Below are 18,713 nucleotides of genomic sequence, written 5' to 3'. Positions count from 1 at the left end.
CCGCTGTTTGCCGATTACATGCGGCGCCAGGGTGGGGCGTTGCCATGACGCCCTTCCATTGATCCGCCTGATAGGGTCACATCACGCCAACTGAGGCAGTTGCACGCTAAGCTGCGGGTTCATTTTGCCGAGTGGACCCCCGCATGTCTGAGCTGATCCTGCACCACTACCCCACATCCCCCTTCGCGGAAAAAGCTCGGCTGTTGCTGGGCTTCAAAGGCTTGTCCTGGCGTTCGGTGCATATCTCGCCGGTGATGCCCAAACCGGACCTGACCGCCCTGACCGGTGGCTACCGTAAAACCCCGGTGCTGCAGGTCGGCGCCGACATCTATTGCGACACTGCCCTGATCGCGCGTCGCCTGGAACAGGAAAAAGCCGCGCCGGCGCTGTTCCCGCTGGGCCAGGAAATGATCACCCAGGCCTTCGCCACCTGGGCCGACAGCGTGGTATTCACCCATGCGGTGAGCCTGGTGTTCCAGCCCGAGTCGGTGGCGGTGCGCTTCGGCAAATTGCCGCCTGAAGCGATCAAGGCGTTTATTGCCGACCGCGCCGCGCTGTTCAGTGGCGGCACCGCGAGCAAACTCCCGGCAGAATTGGCCAAGCACCAGTGGCCGGCGATCATGGCGCGCTTGGAGCAGCAACTGCAGCGTGAGCCGGGGGCTTACCTGTTCGGCGCGCCGTCGATTGCCGACTTCGCCATGGCCCACCCGTTGTGGTTCCTCAAGGCGACGCCGGTCACCGCGCCGTTGGTGGATGCCTATCCGGCGGTGGTGGCGTGGCTGGAGCGGGTCCTCGGCTTCGGACATGGCACGGCGAGCCCGATGAGCGCCGAGCAGGCCCTGGACATTGCGCGCGACGCGACGCCGGCAGCGCTGCCGGATGAACGCTTTGAAGACCTGAATGGCTTCCGGGCCGGCCAGCAGGTGACCATCAGCGCAATCGATTACGGCGTCGATCCGGTCGCCGGCCAATTGCTGTTTGCCGGGCGCGAGGCGCTGATCCTGCGCCGCACCGACCCTCGCGCTGGCACCGTGCATGTGCATTTCCCGCGCTTCGGTTTCCGCCTCCAGGCGCAATAAGCAAAAATATTTGCAAATAAACGTGAGGTAAACCTGCAGCCCACTCGTGTAGTGCTTGAAACTGCGATCAATTCGCATTAACAGCTTTTCTACACGGGTTCTCACAGCATGAAGTCGACGGCGGGCGGTTGGGTTAAACAGTGGCTGGGAGCCTCGGTGTTGGCAGTATCGGGGCTGGCGTTATTGCCCCTGAGCGTGGCGCAGGCGCAGACTCAACAGAACGCTCAGTTCACCTTTGCCCAGGCGGCCAAACCGCTGCCCCAGGCGCTGAGTGATTTCAGCCGGGTGACGGGGATCAGCGTGATCTACACCGATGAGGCACCCTACGGGCTGAACGCGCCTGCGGTCAGCGGCCAGATGAGTGCGCCCCAGGCCCTGCAACGCCTGCTCGGCAACAGCGGCTTTACCTTCCGCCAGATCGATGCGCGCACCCTGGCGCTTGAGCCCGTGCCTACCGAAGGCGCGGTCAATCTGGGCGCCACCACCATCAGCGGCGTTGGCCAGCAGGCCCAGGACAGCACCAGTTATCAGCCGCCACCCACCAGTTCGGTGATGCGTTCGCGCGCGCCGCTGCTGGAAACCCCGCAAACCGTCAACGTGGTGCCCGCCCAAGTGCTGCGCGACCAGACCCCGCGCAACCTGGATGACGCCCTGGGCAATATCAGCGGCATCACTCAGGCCAACACCTTGGCCAGTACCCAGGACGCGGTGATGCTGCGCGGCTTTGGCGACAACCGTAACGGCTCGATCATGCGCGACGGCATGCCGGTGGTGCAGGGCCGTGCGCTGAACGCCACGGCCGAACGCGTCGAAGTGCTCAAAGGCCCGTCGTCGTTGTTGTATGGCATCCAGGACCCGGGCGGCGTGGTGAATATCGTCAGCAAAAAGCCAGAGTTGGTTCAGTCCACCGCCCTGACCGTACGCGGCTCCACCTTCGGCGACGGCAAGAACGGCAGCGGCGGCAGCCTCGATACCACCGGCCCGATTGGCGACAGCGGCCTGGCGTATCGGCTGATCGTCGATCATGAAGACGAAGACTATTGGCGCAACTTCGGTACACACCGCGAGACCCTGGTGGCGCCGTCCCTGGCCTGGTTTGGCGACAGCACCCAGTTGTTGTTCGCCTACGAGCACCGCGAATTTCTCTCGCCGTTCGATCGGGGTACCGCCATCGACAAGTCCAACCACCCGTTGGACATCCCATCCACCCGCCGCCTGGATGAACCCTTCAACAACATGGAGGGCCGGTCCGACCTGTACCGCTTCGAAGCCGACCATGACCTGAATGACGACTGGAAGGCCCACTTCGGCTACAGCTGGAACCGCGAAACCTACGACGCCAGCCAAGTGCGCGTCAGTGCCGTGAATACCAACGGCACCCTGACGCGCAGGATGGATGGCACCCAGGGCGCGATCACCACCGACCGCTTCACCACCGCCAGCCTCGAAGGCAAGGTCAATGTGTTCGGCCTGCAGAACGACCTGGTGTTCGGCCTGGACGACGAGTACCGCAAGATCTACCGCGCCGACCTGATCCGGCAGAACTCGCGCGGCCCCTTCAACTACAATAATCCGGTGTACGGCAACGAAGTCGCGGGCACCACCGTCAGCGCCGCCGACAGCGCCCAGACCGACCTGCTGCGCAGCGACTCGCTGTTCTTCCAGGACGCGATTCACCTCACCGACCAATGGATTTTCGTCGCCGGTGCGCGCTATCAGATGTACGACCAGTACGCCGGCAAGGGCGTGCCGTTCAAGGCCAACACCGACGGCAACGGCCAGGCCTGGGTGCCGCGCGCCGGCCTGGTGTATCGCTACACCGACGAGCTGTCGTTCTATGGCAGCTACACCGAGTCGTTCAAGCCCAACTCCACCATCGCCGCACTGGCCGATGGCAGCACCTTGAGCGGTGACCTGACGCCGGAGGAGTCCAAATCCTGGGAACTGGGGGCCAAGCTCGACATTCCAGGGCGCATCACCGCCAGCGCGGCGTTGTTCACGATCAACAAGCGCAATGTGCTGGTGTCGGTGGGTTCTGGCGCGAACACGGTCTACAGCATCGCCGGCCAGGTGCGCTCCCGTGGTCTGGAACTCGACGCCAGCGGCCAGTTGACCGACCAGTGGAGCCTGATCGGCAGCTACGCCTACACCGATGCTGAAGACATCAAGGACAACGATCCGACGCTTGAAGGCAACCGCCTGCAAAACGTCGCCAGGCACACCGGTTCGCTGGCGGTGGCCTATGACTTCGGCAACGTCCTGGGTGGCGATCAATTGCGCGTGGGCACTGGCGCGCGCTACGTGGGCGAACGCGCAGGCGACGCGGCCAACGACTTCAACCTGCCGGGCTACACCGTGGCGGACGCGTTCGCCACCTACGACACCCGGATCGATGGGCAGAAGGTCAAGTTCCAGCTCAACGTGAAGAACCTGTTCGACCGCACCTATTACACTTCGGCGGCGAGCCGGTTTTTTGTGTCGTTGGGTGATGCGCGGCAGGTCTCGCTTTCAAGCACTCTGGAATTCTAACGCTCGACAGAGATCCTGTGGCAAGCCCGCTCGCCACAACAAGTCCGCTCGCCACAAGAGGGAGGAGCTGCTAGCGTTGCCGGCACTGATGGTTTGGCGGAACAACACTGATGCACTTTGGACGATGGCTACACCTGCTGTGCTTTGTTTTTTTGCTCGGCGGCTGCGCCAGCGTTTCGCGAACCTCCACCCCGGCGATCCTCGATCAGTTGCTGGCCGATCCGGCGCTGCAAGGCGCCACCGTCTCCCTGACGGTGCGCGACGTCCGCACCGGCAACACGCTTTACCAGCACAACCCGCGCACGCGCCTGGTTCCCGCGTCCAACCTCAAATTGCTGACCACGGCGGCAGCGATGGATGTGCTGGGCCCGCAGTACCGGTTCTCCACGCAACTGTTGAGCAACGGCACACAGCAAGGCGAGCGCCTGAGCGGCAATCTGTACCTGCGCGGCCTGGGCGACCCGACCCTGCAGTTCGCCGATTACCAGGCGCTGGCGGCACAACTGGCGAGTCAGGGCGTGCGCCAAGTGCAAGGCGACCTGGTGTTCGACGACACCTGGTTCGACGCTGAGCGCCTGGGGGTCGATTGGGCGCAGGACGACGAAAGCACCTACTACGGCGCGCAGATTTCCGCGCTGACCGTGTCGCCCAATGCGGATTTCGATGCCGGTACCCTGATCGTCACCGCCAAGGCGCCGGTTGGGCTTGGTCAGCCTGTGAGTGTCCAGGTCTTTCCTTCCACCGATTACGTGCAGATCAGCAATCGTGCGGTCAGCGGCTCGGGCGACACCTACAGCATCACCCGCCAGCACGGCACCAACCTGCTGCAACTCACGGGCGCGCTGGCGCCGGGCCAGCAACGCCGGGAGTGGGTCAGTGTGTGGGAACCCACGCAACTGGTGGCCAATCTGTTTGAACAGGCGTTGGCGCAGCAGGGCATCAAGGTGCTGGGCCGGCGCGTGATCGGCGGGACAAGCCCGGCCAACGCGACGGTCCTGGCAGAGCACCGGTCAGCGCCGTTGCAGGCACTGATCACGCCACTGCTCAAACTCTCCAACAACACCATGTCTGAAGCGCTGCTCAAGGCCATGGGGCGCCAGACTGCCAATGCGGGCACCGCCCAGGCAGGCGTGGCGGCGGTGGCGGCGTTCATGAAACGCCAGGGGCTGGACCCGGCGACACTGAGCCAAGTGGACGGTTCGGGCTTGTCCCGGCGCAACCTGGTGTCTTCACAAAACCTGAGCGACCTGCTGTTGGCGACCGCCCGGCAACCCTGGTTCGACGCCTGGTACAACGCCTTGCCGATTGCCGGCAACGCGGACCGCATGACCGGCGGCAGCCTGCGCTATCGCTTGCGCGGGACAACCGCCGAAAACAACCTGCACGGCAAGACCGGCTCCATGGCCGGGGTGTCGTCGTTGAGCGGCTACCTCACCGATGCCGAGGGGCGGCGCTTGGTGTTCTCGATGATCAGCAACAATTACCTGAACGACGCTGCGCCGATCCGTGCCCTGGAAGATCGCGTAGCCGTGGCCCTCGCGAGCTGGCACCGGTGACTCAAGGCTGATAACCCATCCGCCAGCTCACGGCCCGGGTCGCTGCCAGCAAACGCTGCGCCGCCGGACCGTCTTCATCGGCATGGAACAATGAGGTGGGGCCGACCACCGTCATCACCGCCGCCACCTGCCCGCTGGCGTTGAACACCGGTGCCGACAGCGCATCCACACCGGGCATCAACAGACCATGCACAAAATGCAGGCCACGGGCGCGAATCTGTTCGCACGTGGTGGCGTAGGCCTGATCGTCGGCCAGCGCGTGAGCGAGACCGGCCTGGATTTCCCGCTCACGCAATTCGACGGTTTCCCGGGTCGGCAGGAAGGCGCTGAACACCAGCCCGGTGGACGAGCTGAGCAGCGGCAGCACCGAACCCAGCTGCGTCACCACCGTCACCGCGCGCACCGCCGGCTCGATCTGCACCACGGTCGCGCCCTGGTTGCCCCACACCGCCAAAAAGCACGTTTCATTCAACTCATCCCGCAGCTCCGCCAGGGGCAGGGCGCCGACTTTCAGTACGTCCATGCTGCCCAGCGCCGCCAGGCCCACGCGCAAGGCTTCGCGGCCCAGGCCGTAATGGTTGGTGGCGGGGTTCTGCTCGGCAAAGCCTGAGGCAATCAGTGCCTGCAAATACCGGTGCACCTTGCTCGCCGGCATCTGCACATGCTCGGCCAGGCGCGACAGTGACGTGGCGGGCGACAGTTCGGCCAGGGCCTTGAGGATGTCGGTGCCCACTTCGGCCGAGCGGACTTTCTGTTTACCGGTGTCGCGGGGCTTTTCCATGGAGGGGCGAGAATCCGAGAGATGAATGGGCGTCTTTATAGCTTGACGGTGGATAGCGATCAAATTACGTTGTGCGTAACTGGATTACGATAAAAACAAATTCCTTGCAGAGGACGGTCCATGAACCTCGAATACCTGTCGGGCTTCGGCAATGAATTTGCCAGCGAAGCCTTGCCCGGCGCATTGCCGGTCGGCCAGAACTCCCCGCAAAAAGCGCCTTACGGGCTGTACACCGAACTGTTCTCCGGCACCGCCTTTACCATGCCGCGCAGCGAAGCCCGTCGTACCTGGCTGTACCGCATCCAGCCGTCGGCCAATCACCCGGCGTTCGTCAAGCTTGAGCGCCAGTTGGCCGGTGGGGCGTTAGGTGCGGTGACCCCCAACCGCTTGCGCTGGAACCCGTTGGATATGCCGAGTGAACCGACGGACTTTATCGACGGCCTTGTAGGAATGGTCGCCAACTCAGGGGCGGAAACACCCTCAGGCATCAGCATCTACCACTACCGCGCCAACCGTTCGATGCAGCGTGTGTTCTTCAACGCCGACGGCGAGTTACTGATCGTCCCCGAGCATGGCCGCCTGCGCGTTGCAACTGAACTGGGTGTGCTCGACGTGGAGCCGTTGGAGATCGTTGTATTGCCGCGCGGCCTCAAATTTCGGGTGGAACTGCTGGACCCGCAGGCCCGTGGTTACGTTGCCGAGAACCACGGCGCGCCGCTGCGCCTGCCGGACCTGGGCCCCATCGGCAGCAACGGCCTGGCCAACCCGCGCGACTTTCTCACGCCAGTGGCCCACTACGAAGACCTGAAACAACCTACGACGCTGGTGCAGAAATTCCTCGGCCAACTCTGGGCCTGCGAACTCGACCATTCGCCGCTCAACGTTGTCGCCTGGCATGGCAACAACGTGCCGTACAAATACGACCTGCGCCGTTTCAACACAATTGGCACCGTCAGTTTCGATCACCCGGACCCGTCGATCTTCACCGTGTTGACCTCGCCCACCAGCGTGCACGGCTTGGCCAACCTCGACTTCGTGATCTTCCCGCCGCGCTGGATGGTGGCTGAGAACACCTTTCGCCCGCCGTGGTTCCACCGCAACCTGATGAACGAATACATGGGCCTGATCCAGGGCGCCTACGACGCCAAGGCCGAAGGCTTCGTGCCCGGCGGCGCGTCGCTGCACAGCTGCATGAGCGCCCACGGCCCGGACGGCGAGACGTGCACCAAAGCCATTAACGCCGAGCTGGCGCCGCACAAGATCGATAACACCATGGCCTTCATGTTCGAGACCAGCCAAGTGCTGCGTCCCACGCAGTTCGCCCTGGAATGCGCGCAGCTGCAAACCACTTATGACGCGTGCTGGGCCTCGCTGCCTGCCACCTTCAACCCGAACCGGAGATAACCCATGATGCAGCCAACCCTTACCCGCAGCTGGGTAGCCTCCGCCAATGGCCATACCGATTTTCCGTTGCAGAATTTGCCGCTGGGGGTATTCAGCATCAACGGTTCGGCACCGCGCAGTGGTGTGGCGATTGGCGATTCGATCCTCGATCTTCAAGCGGCGATCGACGCGTTCGACGGCGAAGCCCTGCGTGCTGTTGAAGCGACTGCCGGCGGCCAACTGAACCGCTTTTTCGAACTGGGCCGTGGTCCACGTGTGGCCTTGCGCGAGCGCCTGCTGGAACTGCTGGCCGAAGGCAGCACGTTGCAGACGCGTGAGGCGCAGGTGCTGCACCGTGCCGCCGATTGCCAGATGCACCTGCCGGCGAAGATCAATGACTACACCGACTTCTACGTGGGTATCGAACACGCGCAGAACGTCGGCAAACTGTTCCGCCCCGACAACCCTTTGCTGCCCAACTACAAGTACGTGCCGATTGGCTACCACGGCCGCGCTTCGACCATTCGTACCTCCGGCGCCAATGTGCGTCGTCCCAAAGGCCAGACCCTGCCCGCCGGCCAGACCGAACCGACGTTTGGCCCGTGCGCACGCCTGGACTACGAACTGGAGCTGGGTATCTGGATCGGCCCGGGAAATGACATGGGCGATTCGATTGCCATCGGTGATGCGGCCGATCATATCGCCGGTTTCTGCCTGCTCAATGACTGGTCGGCGCGGGATATCCAGGCGTGGGAATACCAGCCGCTGGGGCCGTTCCTGTCGAAAAGCTTCATCACCACGATTTCGCCCTGGGTCGTCACGGCTGAAGCCTTGGCGCCGTTCCGCAAGGCGCAACCGCCACGGCCTGAAGGTGATCCGCAACCGCTGCCGTACCTGCTGGATCAACGTGACCAGGCCGCCGGTGCCCTGGATATCGAGCTGGAAGTACTGCTGACCACCGCCGCGATGCGCGAACAGAACCTGCCGGCCCATCGCCTGGCCCTGAGCAACAGCCTGCACATGTACTGGACCGTCGCACAGCTGGTGGCGCACCACAGCGTCAACGGCTGCCAGTTGCAGGCCGGCGATCTGTTTGGCTCGGGCACCTTGTCCGGCCCGCAGGCCGGGCAGTTCGGCAGCCTGCTGGAAATGACCGAAGGCGGTAAAAAAGTGCTGGAGTTGCCATCCGGTGAAGTGCGCAAGTTCCTCGAGGACGGCGACGAAATCATCCTGCGCGCCCGTTGCAGTCGCGAGGGTTTTGCCTCCATCGGCTTCGGCGAATGCCGCGGCACCGTGGTCGCGGCGCGTTAAGAGGGCAGGGCATGGAACTCTATACTTACTATCGCTCCACCGCGTCGTACCGGGTGCGCATTGCCCTGGCGCTCAAGGGGCTGGATTTCACCGCCGTGCCGGTCAACCTGCTGGTGCCGGCGGGCGGTGCGAATCGCCAACCCGAGTACCTGGCGATCAACCCGCAGGGCCGGGTGCCGGCGTTGCGCACGGATGAAGGGGCGTTGTTGATTCAGTCGCTGGCGATCATCGAATACCTGGAGGAGCGTTATCCACAGGTGCCGCTGCTCTCCAAAGAGCTGGCGGCCCGCGCTCATGAGCGGGCGGTTGCGTCGCTCATCGGCTGTGATATCCATCCGCTGCACAACTCCAGTACCCAGAACCTGCTGCGCCAGTGGGGACACGATGAGGCGCAGGTGCTGGAATGGATCGGCCATTGGATCAGCCAGGGGTTGGGCGCGGTGGAGCAGTTGATTGGCGATGAGGGCTTTTGCCTGGGCGACCAGCCGGGGTTGGCCGATGCGTTTCTGATTCCGCAGCTGTACGCGGCGGAGCGTTTCAAGGTGCCGTTGGCGGCGTACCCACGGATTGGGCGAGTGGCGGCGTTGGCGGCGCAGCATCCGGCGTTCATTCAGGCGCACCCGGCAAACCAACCTGACACACCCTAAATCAATGTGGCTGGCTTGCCTGCGATAGCGGGGGGTGAATGCACCACCGCTGTTGCAGGCAAGCCCACAGTTGCGTCAGCCCTGATAAAAACAAGACAGGTACCTTGCGATGCACAATCAGCTTGCCAGTTTTCGCGCGGCACTCGACACCCGCCCGGTGTCGCGCTACCAGTGGTTGATTCTCCTGTTGCTGGCATTGCTGCTGGTGACCGATGGCTACGACGCCCAGGTGCTCGGCTATGTGGTTCCGGCGCTGGCCAAGGATTGGGGGTTGGAAAAGGCCGCCTTCGGTCCGGTGTTCAGCGCCAACCTCCTCGGGTTGACGCTCGGGTCGTTGCTGGTCACGCCGCTGGCAGATCGCTTTGGCGTGCGCCGCATCCTGCTCGGCTGCGTGCTGCTCTATGCCAGCCTTACCTTGCTGATGGTATTCGCCAGCTCGCTGACCACGCTGATGGCCGCCAGGTTTGTCTGCGGCATCGGCATGGGCGGCGCCATGCCCAGTGCCATGGCGTTGATGTCGGACTATTCCCCACCGCGCCTGCGCACCTTGATGGTGACGCTGGCGGCCTGTGGCTTCTCGTTTGGCGGTGCGGCGGGCGGCTTTGTGGCGGCGGGGTTTATCGACGGCTTCGGGTGGCAGGCCGTGTTCCTGGCGGGTGGCGTCACGCCGTTGCTGCTGTTCCCGTTTCTGCTGTGGCTGTTGCCTGAATCGTTGCCGCGGTTACTGCGGGATGCACCGCCCTATGCGCGGCTGCGCAAAGTGTCGGCGCGCATGCTGCCCGGCTGGCAGCCGCCGCTTGCGACCGAGGCGCAAAACCAACAGGCGCAAGGCAGCAAACTGACGGTCGTCGAGTTGTTCCGCAACGGTTACGCGCGCCCGACCCTGCTGCTCTGGGCGACCTTTTTTGTCAGCCTGATCCTGTTGTATTTCATGATCAGCTGGTTGCCGTCGCTGCTGCTGGAAAGTGGCCTGGCACTGAAGGAAGCCAATCTGGTGACGTCGATGTTCCTGTTTGCCGGCACCTTGGGCGCCATCGGCATGGCCTGGTTCGCCGACCGCCTGAAAAGCAAAGTGCGGCTCCTGGCCGGCGTACTGACGGCCGCTGCACTGTGCACCGTTCTGCTCGGCCTGAACCACGACAACCCACGCTATCTGGTGGCCTGCGTGTTTGCGGCCGGGTTTTGCATCATCGGTGGCCAACTGACCCTCAACGCATTTGCCAGCAACTTTTACCCGGCGCATGTGCGCGCTACCGGTACAGGCTGGGCGTTGGGCGTCGGGCGGTTTGGCTCGATCCTGGGGCCGCTGTTCGGCAGCATGCTGCTGGCGATGCATATACCGGTGCAGCAGATTTTCTTCTTCTGCGCGATTCCGGCGGTGATGGCGGCACTGTTGATTATCCAGGTGCGCTCGCCTGGCGCTGAAACGCCCAACGCCTCGCTGCCGGGTGACGTTCTCAAGGTATCGACCCCTCGGTGACTGAGGCCAGGTTTGAGGTGCTATCGCAGCATGGGTATCTACACAACTTTCGACGGTGTGTGGCGAGTGAGCTTGCTTGCGTGGCGGCCTTGGAGCCGACCGGTATTCATGCCGAACTCGGTTCAAAATGTGGGAGCTGTCGAGCCCCAGCGAGGCTGCGAAGGCGGCGGCACTGCTGGCATTTCCTTCGCCTGACCTACCGCTTTCGCAGCCTCGCTAAAGCTCGACAGCTCCCACAGAGGGTGAAGTCAGCCTCTGAAAGTTGTGTAGATAGCTATGGCCATCGCAGGCAAGCCAGAGGGGCGTCAATGCACCACTGAATTAGGTGGCAGGTGCCCCAGGCGCTCGGTCAGGCGCAGGCGCTGGATCGGGTCTTCGCTGAGCATCAGCGCGTGTTCCAGGTCGAAGCGTTCAGCGTTGGGGCAGTCCAGGCGCTGATACAGGCTGGCCCGCGCCAGGTAATCGGCAGCGCTGGCATTGCCCAGCTCCAGCACGCGCTCGGCATCGACCAGGGCCTGCAGCGGGGCGTCGTTGGCGAGGTGCAGTTGCCGCAGGTTGCGTGACAGCCGTTGCAGGATCGACCGCGGGTTGGCGGTGAGCAGGTGGTCGGCCTGTAGCTTGAGGTTGGGGCCGTACTGGCGCTGCAACAGGTCGCGACAATCATTGGGGTACAGGCGCCGGCCGCCGCACGGGTCCAGCAGGTGATCGGCGCCGGGTACCCGCAGCAGGAAGTGGCCGGGGAAGTTCACGCCAACCATCGGGATATCGAGGCGTCGCGCCAGCTCCAGGGCAATCAGCCCCATGGCCAGGGGCTGTCCGCGTTTGCGCTGCAAGACTTTGTCCAGCAGGGCGGCGGCGGGGCGCAGAGGGGTGAATTCATCCTGGGCAAACCCCAGGTCATTCAGGCGCCGCAACAGCGGTTGGCCCAGTTCGTCCGCCGGCAGCAGAGGCATGCCCAGGCTGACCTGCTGTTGCAGCGGGATCAGTTCCTGCAGGACCCGCAAAGGCTGCACTGCCGGATCATGCTCGGCAGCGATCCACAACGCGGCTTCAAACAACGCAGGCGGGGAGCGTTCCAGGCAGGCGAAAAAGGCTTGGCGAGCATTCATTGCATTCTCCGGCGGATGCCCCCGTTTTAGCCTTGCTGGGAATTTTCGTCCAGTGGCTTGGAAAATATCCTGCGTGCTTATGTCGTAAATCCTGCGAAAACCGCCTGCTTATTCCAGCGCGGTCCGGCAGTTTTTTACCGCAAGCCTATACTTGGCCCACTACCAGAAGTGATTCGGGAGCTTGACGATGTTTGCTCTCATGAACAGCACCCGCCTTGAATCGCTGCACCTGAGTGTCGACCCGGTCACCGGGCTGAAAGCGGTCATCGCCATCCATAACAGCCGCCTGGGGCCTGCCCTTGGTGGCTGTCGTTATCTTGCCTACCCCGACGACGAAAGTGCGGTGGCCGATGCCGCGCGCCTGGCCCAGGGCATGAGCTACAAGGCTGCCCTGGCCGGCTTGCCCGTCGGCGGCGGCACAGCGGTCATCCTGCGCCCCGCGCACGTGGAAAACCGCGCCGCGCTGTTTGAGGCTTTTGGTCGCTGCATCGAGCAACTCGACGGTCGCTACATCACCGCCACCGACAGCGGCACCTCGGTCGCCGACATGGACTGCATCGCCCAATACACCCGTTTCGTCACCAGTACCAGCGCCGCCGGCGACCCCTCGTCCCACACCGCCATGGGCGTATTCACCGGCATCCGCACCACCGCCATGGCCCGCCTGGGCAGCGACAACCTCGAAGGCCTGCGCGTCGCCATCCAGGGCCTGGGCAATGTCGGCTACGCCCTGGCCGAACAGCTGCACGCCGCTGGCGCCGAACTGCTGGTGAGCGACATCGACCACGGCAAGGTGCAACTGGCCATGGAGCAACTGGGCGCGCACCCGATCGCCAACGATGCCTTGCTCAGCACACCGTGCGACATCCTCGCACCCTGCGGCCTCGGTGCCGTGCTCAACCGCCAGAGCGTCGGCCAACTGCGCTGCGCCGCCGTGGCCGGGTCCGCCAGTGCGCAACTGACCAACCTCCAGGTGGCCGACCAACTGGAAGGGCGCGGCATCCTCTATGCCCCCGACTACGTGATCAACTCCGGTGGGCTGATCTACGTCGCCCTCAAGCACAGCGGGGCTGAACTGCCGACCATTACCGCGCACCTGTCCAACATCGGCACGCGCCTCACCGAAATCTTCGCCCACGCCCAGGCCGAAAAACGCTCACCCGCACGGGTGGCCGATGAACTGGCTGAGCGCCTGCTTTACCGATAGCCAGGTATTAAAAAGGCCCTGAATCCATGATTCAGGGCCTGTTCAATTCGGGCTTTATTCCGCCGGTGCGTTGAGCAACTCGGACAGCGCGTCCGGCTGGCTCTTGAACGCCTTGGCAAATACATCGCGATTCTTCGCCATGTAGATCCCGGCTTCTTCCACCTGCTGCTCGCTCAGCGACGGCACGGCCTTTTGCAACACCTCTGCCAGCAACTCAGCGAGTTCAAGCATTTTGTCATGACGGTCAGCTTCGGCTTTATCCATGAACAAACGCTCCAGATCTCGGCTGCTGCGGTATACCACTTCGACGGCCATTCACCACCTCACATGCCTTCACGATAGTTGTCTATTGCGACTACTGTATTTATATACAGCTAAAAGGGTAAGCCAAACCAGAGCGTTTGGGTAGCAGTTTTTTAATGTAGTCGGGAAATGGGGGTTTGCTACAAGGGAAATTTCTGACAACACGTTGAGGTTGCCGAGTAATCCTACAGTGGCTTACCTTTTCCGGGCTTTGCAAACGCAAGGCCGAGCTTGGCGGCTCGAATACGGAAGGAAAACTTTTAATGACCACCGGAGCCGCACCATGGAAAGCAATACTCCCCGTTCCGCCGCCGCATTAGCTTCAGAGCCGTCTGCCGCGTTATTCAGCGTCACCCCTGAAGCGGACACAGAAACCCTGTTGGCCAACGCCAGCGAAACCCTGAGCAGCGCCCGTGAAATAGCCAGTACGCTGGCATTCGACTTGGAAGGCCCGCAGCGAAGTCTGGTGTTAGCCATTCACCAACTGGTGGAGATGAGCGGTTTGCTGGTCGACCGCGCGCTGGAACAAATCGCACCTGCGTAAAATCACACCGATGTTTTTTGCCGAGCGAGCTTGTTGTGGCGAGCGAGCTTGCTCGCGTTGGGCGGCGAAGCAGCCCCAATTCAGGCGAAGGTGTTCTTCCAGATAAACCCGGATGACAGATTTTGGGGGCGCTTCGCACCCCAACGGGAGCAAGCTCCCTCGCCACAGAATAGGTGTACATACCTTATGGAAACTGAATCTTCTGAAATCCCGCAGCACCAGGATCCCGATGCGTCCTACGACTTTTGGTTTCGAACCAAGGTGCAAGAAGCCTTGGATGACCCGAGCGCAGGTATCCCCCATGAGCAAGTCATGATCGAAATGCAAGCGTTGATCGAAGCCAAGTTTTCAACCTATCAACCCGATTAAGTGCCTCATGTCACGCGGCCACCATCTCACTTCCGTGGCTGGCCTTTTTTCTGCATGCAGAATAACCGTCACGTCCAACCCGCATTATCCGGTCGAACCGACCTAAGGAAGCATCATCGTGAAAATCAACTGGGCCGAAAGGCTGCGCCAGCAGGTACACGGCCTGGCCGAGTCCCTGGGCAATCTGTTTGTCGAGTCGTTCCATTACCTGGCGCTGTTCGCCATCGGTGCGGTGACGGCCTGGGCGGCGGTGATGGAGTTTTTGGGGATGCTCGAAAACGGGCACATCAAGATCGATGACATCTTGCTGCTGTTCATCTACCTGGAATTGGGCGCCATGGTCGGGATTTATTTCAAGACCAACCACATGCCCGTACGCTTCCTGATCTACGTGGCAATCACCGCGCTGACGCGCCTGCTGATCTCCAACGTGTCCCACCACAACCCGCCAGACGTGGGAATCATCTACCTGTGCGGTGGGATTCTGCTGCTGGCATTTGCAATCCTGGTGGTGCGCTACGCATCCTCGGCCTTCCCGTCAGTGAAAGTCGAAGGCCCGCGCCGCAAAGGGCAGGCGAGCCTGGAAACCGAGAAGGGAGAGCTTTAAAGCCCGACGCTGAAAGGCAGGGCGCGGGTGGAGGGTTGCGGTGGCACTGTGTGATCGCCATCCGTCATCACCGTCAGGATGTCCATGGCGCTGTGGCCCTGTTCGATGGCGATGCCGAACTGGATACTCTGCACCAGGCGTTTGAGCCGTTTGGGATCGTTGCGCTGTTCGGCGCTGATCATGCGTTTGGCCACCACGCCTTGATCGTTGGAGAGGGTCAGCATGATGCTGCCGTCCAGCCGCTGGATGCTCAGGTTGACACGGTATTGCGGGGTGAATGTGTCGGTGATGATCTGAAAAGGATTGTCCATGGTGCGTTACCGCCTGATAAGAACATGCAGTCATTGACGACCGGTGTCGGGATTAGTTCGCATTGCCTGACCACCGGCCACTTCGTCGCTGAGGGTTCACAAAGTCCGTTTGCCCCATGGCTGTACAGCAAATGGCGTGCCGTACAACGAGCTATCTGCCAGCGGAATGCCAACGTGGGAGCGGGCTTGCCCCGATTGCGGCCTGTAGTGAGCGGGCTTGCCCCGCGCTGGGCTGCGAAGCCGCCCCAAACCAGGCGACTCGGTTCTACCTGAAGGTCGGCGGTGTCTTTATTGGGGCCGCTTCGCCGCCCAGCGCGGGGCAAGCCCGCTCACTACATTGGACGTGCGTTATGTTCCATTTCAGGGCGGTACGCAGAAAACGATCGCAGACAGCGCAAACCGGATGGCAGCCATCAACAAGGGGGGAATTGCGAGGATTTCGGGGCGTTAGAAGATGTAACTAACTCCCCACCCTAACAGCGTTTACGCTTGTCGTCAGGCTTAATTTGTAATGTAGGATTTATCTTCGAAAAGGGGTTGAATTGTTTCAGCAGGTGCTCAATTGTGTAGTTAAGAGGTCATGGTTTCACCACCCCGGTGTAGCAGTTGTGACCTCTCGCGAGCTAGCTGAAATAAGGGAAGAACTATGCAAATCCAAGTCAATAGCGATAACCATATTGAAAGCAGCATCCGACTGGAGGAGTGGGTACGAACTACCATTGAGAGCACGCTCGAACGTTACGAAGAAGACCTGACCCGAGTGGAGGTCTACCTGCGGGATGAGAACGGCGACAAGCCAGGTCCCCACGATTTAAGTTGCCGCCTGGAGGCGCGCCCAAAAGGCCATCAAGCGCTGTCGGTCCTGCACAAGGCCGATACCCTGGAACAGGCGATCGACGGTGCAGCCACCAAGCTGGAGCATGCGTTGGAACATTTGTTTGGCAAACTGCAAGGCAAGCCCCGCGCTGCCGGAAAAAACCAGCCGACCACCAAAGTTAACGAAGATGAGCTTGAGCAGGAGTTTCTGGAAAAAGAACGTGCCGTGTTCAACGGCTGACCGTTTTCTCACGCTTGACTAAAAAACGGGCCTGCATTTGCAGGCCCGTTTTCGTTTCAGGTGGCTTTAGAACGCGATGGAAGTCTGCACATAGACGGTGCGCGGCTCGCCTACGTATTTGCCCTTGTTGTTATCGTCGAACGAACGGGTGAAGTACTGGGTGTTGAAGATATTTTTCACCCCGACCGCCACGTTCAGGTCCGACAATTGCGGGCCGAAGTCATACGCTGCGCGGCTGCTGAACAGCATGTAGCCAGGGATGCGTCCGTTGGCACCGTCGGCGGTTTCCCTCTGGGTGTTGGCGTTGTCGGCGAACTGGCTGCTCTGGTAACTGCTGTCCAGGTTGAGCTTCCAGCGGCCTTCGGTATAACCCACGCCCAAGGTGCCTTTGTGCTTGGACGAGAAGGGCACGCGGTTGCCTTTGTTCGGGCCGTCTTCGCGGATGGTGGCGTCGACATAGGCGTAAGTGGCGTACACATCAAAGCCGGCCAGCGCGGGGCTTAAGCCATCGAGTGCATAGTTGACGCTGGTCTCGATACCCTGATGGCGCGTTTCGCCGCGGGCAATCACCGAATCGTTGGTCTGGTTGCTTTCGTACTGGTTGTCGAAGTTGATCAGGAACGCGCCGATTTCCGCGCGCAAGGTGCCGTCGTCGTAGCGGGTACCCAACTCCCAGGTGCGGGCTTTTTCCGGTTTCACTTCGCCGCTGGTCACGCGGTTCGGCATCTGGCTGTACTGCACGCTGCCGAACGAGCCTTCGGTGTTGGCGTAGAGGTTCCAGCTGTCGTTGAGGTGGTAGAGCACGTTCAACGCCGGCAACGCGGTGTTGTAGTCGCCCTTGTACTTGACGTTGGTCAGGTTGTTGGTCTGTTGCGACTCGATCATCTCGTAGCGAATGCCCGGCGTGATGGTCCACTTGCCGATATCTATCCGGTCGTCGATGAAGAATGCATTGGCTTCGGTGCCGCCACGGGTGTCGCGGTCGTTGCGGCTGTCGGTGCTGGGGATCTGCTGGTTGGCGGCAATCGGCGTGCGGTAGCGCAGCTCGTGGCCCGCCTCGTTGATGTAGCGGTAGCCGACGCCCACTTCGTGGCTGGTCGGGCCCAGGTCGAAGCCTTGGGCGAAGCGGGTCTCGATGCCGCGCACCCAATATTCACGCGGGGACAGCGACAGGAACGAGCCCTGGTCCAGATAACCGCTGCGCAACGTCTTGGTGAAGAAGCTGTTGACGGTGAATTCGCGACGGTCCTGCTCATAGCGATAGCCGACGTTGAACATCGTACGGCGGCCCCAGAACTTGTCGTAGGCGCGGGTTGACTGATACGGATCGGCCTTGTAGTCCGCGACGTTCAGGCCGCCGGGCATATCCGCCTGGCCTTCGTAGTACTGCGCCATGGCGTTGAAGCTGTTGGCGTCGTCGAGTTGGTATTTGCCCTTGAGGATCAGGTCGTCGATACGCGTGCCGCTGTTTTCGCGCCAGTCGCCGCCACGGGTGCCGGAGTACAACAGCGCACCGCCCAGGCCATTGTCGGCGGTGCCGCCCGCGAGCACATTGCCGGTGGTCTTGAAGCCATCATGGCTGGAGGAAGGGCTGGTCTCGGTCTGCAGGCCACCTTTGACGGTGGGCGCGTCCGGGATCGCGCGGGTCACGAAGTTGACCACGCCGCCGACGTTCTGCGGGCCGTAGCGCACGGCGCCGCCGCCACGTACGACGTCGACGGCGTCCATGTTGCCCATGCTGATGGGGGCGAATGAAAGCTGCGGCTGGCCATACGGTGCGAAAGGCACCGGGATGCCGTCCATCAGCACCGTGGAGCGCGACGCCAGGCGCGGGTTGAGGCCGCGAATGCCGAAGTTCAGCGCCATGTCATGGCTGCCGGTGCCGTTGTTATCCGGGGCGTTGACGCCGGGGATGCGGTTGAGCACATCCTTGGCCTGGGTGGCGCCCTGGCGCTCGAACTCTTCGCGGCGGATCACATCGCGCGCACCGGGGTGTTCAAACACATTGGTTTGCGCCGCGTCGCCGAGCCAATCGCCGACCACGCTGGAGGTACCCAACTCAATACTGGCCGGTGCCGTGGCCGGCTGCAGGCTGTAGGCATTGTCACCCTCGGCGCGGGCCTGCAGGCCGGTGCCTTCCAGCAGTTTCTGCAGGCCATCCGCCGCGCTGTAATTGCCGGACAACCCACGGCTCTGCATCCCCGCCGTGACCTCGGAGCCGAAGGAAATCAATACGCCGGCTTCACGCCCGAATTGGTTCAGCGCGGCTTCAAGCGAGCTCGGGGCGATGTGATACGGCTTGGCGTCAGCCGCCATCACTGGAGGCAGCACGGTAAGACTGAGGCTGGCGCCGAGCAGGAGTTGGCGCACGGTGCGGGCGAGAAGCGTCGGTTGCTGGGGCATGAAGAGCGGTCCTGAGAAGGAAAGATCAAGGTGGCTT

Annotated in this window: 17 protein-coding genes; 12 read left to right on the top strand and 5 right to left on the bottom strand. The window is 62.2% G+C overall.

Features of this window, described 5'->3' with window-relative positions; all coding sequences use genetic code 11:
* Window positions 1-143: 143 nt before the first annotated feature.
* The 3 genes from KVG91_RS00380 (at window position 144) to dacB (ending at window position 5,164) form a co-directional block, all read left to right on the top strand.
* Window positions 144-1,079 (top strand): glutathione S-transferase family protein, encoded by a 936-nt coding sequence (locus KVG91_RS00380; RefSeq protein ID WP_169375725.1) that lies wholly within the window; start codon window positions 144-146, stop codon window positions 1,077-1,079.
* Between the two features lie 108 nt (window positions 1,080-1,187).
* On the top strand, window positions 1,188-3,608 hold the full coding sequence (locus KVG91_RS00375) for a TonB-dependent siderophore receptor (protein WP_169375726.1): 2,421 nt from the start codon (window positions 1,188-1,190) through the stop codon (window positions 3,606-3,608).
* 110 nt (window positions 3,609-3,718) lie between these two features.
* A complete protein-coding gene (gene dacB, locus KVG91_RS00370; RefSeq protein ID WP_169375727.1) occupies window positions 3,719-5,164 on the top strand; it encodes a D-alanyl-D-alanine carboxypeptidase/D-alanyl-D-alanine endopeptidase in 1,446 nt (481 codons plus the stop codon).
* Between the two features lies 1 nt (window position 5,165).
* On the opposite strand, the gene KVG91_RS00365 is transcribed toward dacB, so the two are convergent.
* On the bottom strand, window positions 5,166-5,945 hold the full coding sequence (locus KVG91_RS00365) for an IclR family transcriptional regulator (protein ID WP_169375728.1): 780 nt from the start codon (window positions 5,943-5,945) through the stop codon (window positions 5,166-5,168).
* A gap of 120 nt (window positions 5,946-6,065) precedes the next feature.
* Here KVG91_RS00365 and hmgA point away from each other — a divergent pair, with 120 nt between their 5' ends.
* The 4 genes from hmgA to KVG91_RS00345 all read left to right on the top strand — a co-directional run bounded on the left by hmgA (window position 6,066) and on the right by KVG91_RS00345 (window position 10,766).
* Window positions 6,066-7,349, top strand: a complete 1,284-nt coding sequence (gene hmgA, locus KVG91_RS00360; RefSeq protein ID WP_169375729.1) for a homogentisate 1,2-dioxygenase — start codon at window positions 6,066-6,068, stop codon at window positions 7,347-7,349.
* A 3-nt stretch (window positions 7,350-7,352) separates the two neighbouring features.
* Entirely contained in the window at window positions 7,353-8,639 is a 1,287-nt protein-coding gene (gene fahA / locus KVG91_RS00355) for a fumarylacetoacetase (protein WP_169375730.1), read from the top strand.
* Window positions 8,640-8,650: 11 nt separating this feature from the next.
* Window positions 8,651-9,286: a maleylacetoacetate isomerase gene (maiA, locus tag KVG91_RS00350; protein ID WP_169375731.1), complete on the top strand. Its 636-nt coding sequence runs from the start codon at window positions 8,651-8,653 to the stop codon at window positions 9,284-9,286.
* 109 nt (window positions 9,287-9,395) lie between these two features.
* Complete coding sequence (locus tag KVG91_RS00345) at window positions 9,396-10,766, top strand: MFS transporter (RefSeq protein ID WP_169375732.1); 1,371 nt, start codon at window positions 9,396-9,398, stop codon at window positions 10,764-10,766.
* A gap of 305 nt (window positions 10,767-11,071) precedes the next feature.
* On the opposite strand, the gene KVG91_RS00340 is transcribed toward KVG91_RS00345, so the two are convergent.
* Entirely contained in the window at window positions 11,072-11,875 is an 804-nt protein-coding gene (locus tag KVG91_RS00340) for a SirB1 family protein (protein ID WP_169378445.1), read from the bottom strand.
* A 187-nt stretch (window positions 11,876-12,062) separates the two neighbouring features.
* On the opposite strand from KVG91_RS00340, the gene KVG91_RS00335 reads away from it, so the two are divergent.
* Complete coding sequence (locus KVG91_RS00335; protein WP_169378444.1) at window positions 12,063-13,082, top strand: Glu/Leu/Phe/Val dehydrogenase family protein; 1,020 nt, start codon at window positions 12,063-12,065, stop codon at window positions 13,080-13,082.
* Window positions 13,083-13,136: 54 nt separating this feature from the next.
* Here KVG91_RS00335 and KVG91_RS00330 read toward each other — a convergent pair whose 3' ends face one another.
* Window positions 13,137-13,397 carry a YebG family protein gene (locus tag KVG91_RS00330; RefSeq protein WP_012722374.1) on the bottom strand — a complete coding sequence of 87 codons (261 nt, stop codon included), beginning with the start codon at window positions 13,395-13,397 and terminating at the stop codon, window positions 13,137-13,139.
* Between the two features lie 271 nt (window positions 13,398-13,668).
* Here KVG91_RS00330 and KVG91_RS00325 point away from each other — a divergent pair, with 271 nt between their 5' ends.
* The 3 genes from KVG91_RS00325 (at window position 13,669) to KVG91_RS00315 (ending at window position 14,905) form a co-directional block, all read left to right on the top strand.
* Complete coding sequence (locus KVG91_RS00325; protein WP_169378443.1) at window positions 13,669-13,929, top strand: DUF6124 family protein; 261 nt, start codon at window positions 13,669-13,671, stop codon at window positions 13,927-13,929.
* 186 nt (window positions 13,930-14,115) lie between these two features.
* Window positions 14,116-14,298, top strand: coding sequence for a type II toxin-antitoxin system RelB family antitoxin (gene relB, locus KVG91_RS00320; protein ID WP_169378442.1), 183 nt, complete (start codon window positions 14,116-14,118; stop codon window positions 14,296-14,298).
* Window positions 14,299-14,416: 118 nt separating this feature from the next.
* A complete protein-coding gene (locus tag KVG91_RS00315; RefSeq protein ID WP_169378441.1) occupies window positions 14,417-14,905 on the top strand; it encodes a phosphate-starvation-inducible protein PsiE in 489 nt (162 codons plus the stop codon).
* Here the strand turns inward: KVG91_RS00315 and KVG91_RS00310 are convergent.
* Window positions 14,902-15,216, bottom strand: coding sequence for a DUF3509 domain-containing protein (locus KVG91_RS00310; RefSeq protein ID WP_169378440.1), 315 nt, complete (start codon window positions 15,214-15,216; stop codon window positions 14,902-14,904). The genes KVG91_RS00315 and KVG91_RS00310 overlap by 4 nt on opposite strands.
* Window positions 15,217-15,862: 646 nt before the next feature.
* On the opposite strand from KVG91_RS00310, the gene KVG91_RS00305 reads away from it, so the two are divergent.
* Window positions 15,863-16,273, top strand: coding sequence for an HPF/RaiA family ribosome-associated protein (locus tag KVG91_RS00305; protein ID WP_169378439.1), 411 nt, complete (start codon window positions 15,863-15,865; stop codon window positions 16,271-16,273).
* 66 nt (window positions 16,274-16,339) lie between these two features.
* Here the strand turns inward: KVG91_RS00305 and fecA are convergent, their stop codons facing one another.
* Window positions 16,340-18,676 (bottom strand): TonB-dependent Fe(3+) dicitrate receptor FecA, encoded by a 2,337-nt coding sequence (fecA, locus tag KVG91_RS00300; protein WP_169378438.1) that lies wholly within the window; start codon window positions 18,674-18,676, stop codon window positions 16,340-16,342.
* Window positions 18,677-18,713: the final 37 nt, after the last annotated feature.

It is taken from the genome of Pseudomonas azadiae, assembly GCF_019145355.1.
Taxonomy (GTDB): domain Bacteria; phylum Pseudomonadota; class Gammaproteobacteria; order Pseudomonadales; family Pseudomonadaceae; genus Aquipseudomonas; species Aquipseudomonas azadiae.
Note: the sequence above shows the minus strand (reverse complement) of the source record. Positions and strands in the feature narration are given on the sequence as shown.

Coding starts and splice junctions, on each gene's coding strand:
- KVG91_RS00335 (WP_169378444.1), top strand. CDS start 12,063: ATGTTTGCTCTCATGAACAGCACCCGCCTTGAATCGCTGCACCTGAGT.
- KVG91_RS00305 (WP_169378439.1), top strand. CDS start 15,863: ATGCAAATCCAAGTCAATAGCGATAACCATATTGAAAGCAGCATCCGA.
- fahA (WP_169375730.1), top strand. CDS start 7,353: ATGATGCAGCCAACCCTTACCCGCAGCTGGGTAGCCTCCGCCAATGGC.
- maiA (WP_169375731.1), top strand. CDS start 8,651: ATGGAACTCTATACTTACTATCGCTCCACCGCGTCGTACCGGGTGCGC.
- dacB (WP_169375727.1), top strand. CDS start 3,719: ATGCACTTTGGACGATGGCTACACCTGCTGTGCTTTGTTTTTTTGCTC.
- KVG91_RS00340 (WP_169378445.1), bottom strand. CDS start 11,875: ATGAATGCTCGCCAAGCCTTTTTCGCCTGCCTGGAACGCTCCCCGCCT.
- KVG91_RS00380 (WP_169375725.1), top strand. CDS start 144: ATGTCTGAGCTGATCCTGCACCACTACCCCACATCCCCCTTCGCGGAA.
- KVG91_RS00310 (WP_169378440.1), bottom strand. CDS start 15,216: ATGGACAATCCTTTTCAGATCATCACCGACACATTCACCCCGCAATAC.
- KVG91_RS00365 (WP_169375728.1), bottom strand. CDS start 5,945: ATGGAAAAGCCCCGCGACACCGGTAAACAGAAAGTCCGCTCGGCCGAA.
- KVG91_RS00325 (WP_169378443.1), top strand. CDS start 13,669: ATGGAAAGCAATACTCCCCGTTCCGCCGCCGCATTAGCTTCAGAGCCG.
- KVG91_RS00345 (WP_169375732.1), top strand. CDS start 9,396: ATGCACAATCAGCTTGCCAGTTTTCGCGCGGCACTCGACACCCGCCCG.
- hmgA (WP_169375729.1), top strand. CDS start 6,066: ATGAACCTCGAATACCTGTCGGGCTTCGGCAATGAATTTGCCAGCGAA.
- KVG91_RS00375 (WP_169375726.1), top strand. CDS start 1,188: ATGAAGTCGACGGCGGGCGGTTGGGTTAAACAGTGGCTGGGAGCCTCG.
- KVG91_RS00330 (WP_012722374.1), bottom strand. CDS start 13,397: ATGGCCGTCGAAGTGGTATACCGCAGCAGCCGAGATCTGGAGCGTTTG.
- relB (WP_169378442.1), top strand. CDS start 14,116: ATGGAAACTGAATCTTCTGAAATCCCGCAGCACCAGGATCCCGATGCG.
- fecA (WP_169378438.1), bottom strand. CDS start 18,676: ATGCCCCAGCAACCGACGCTTCTCGCCCGCACCGTGCGCCAACTCCTG.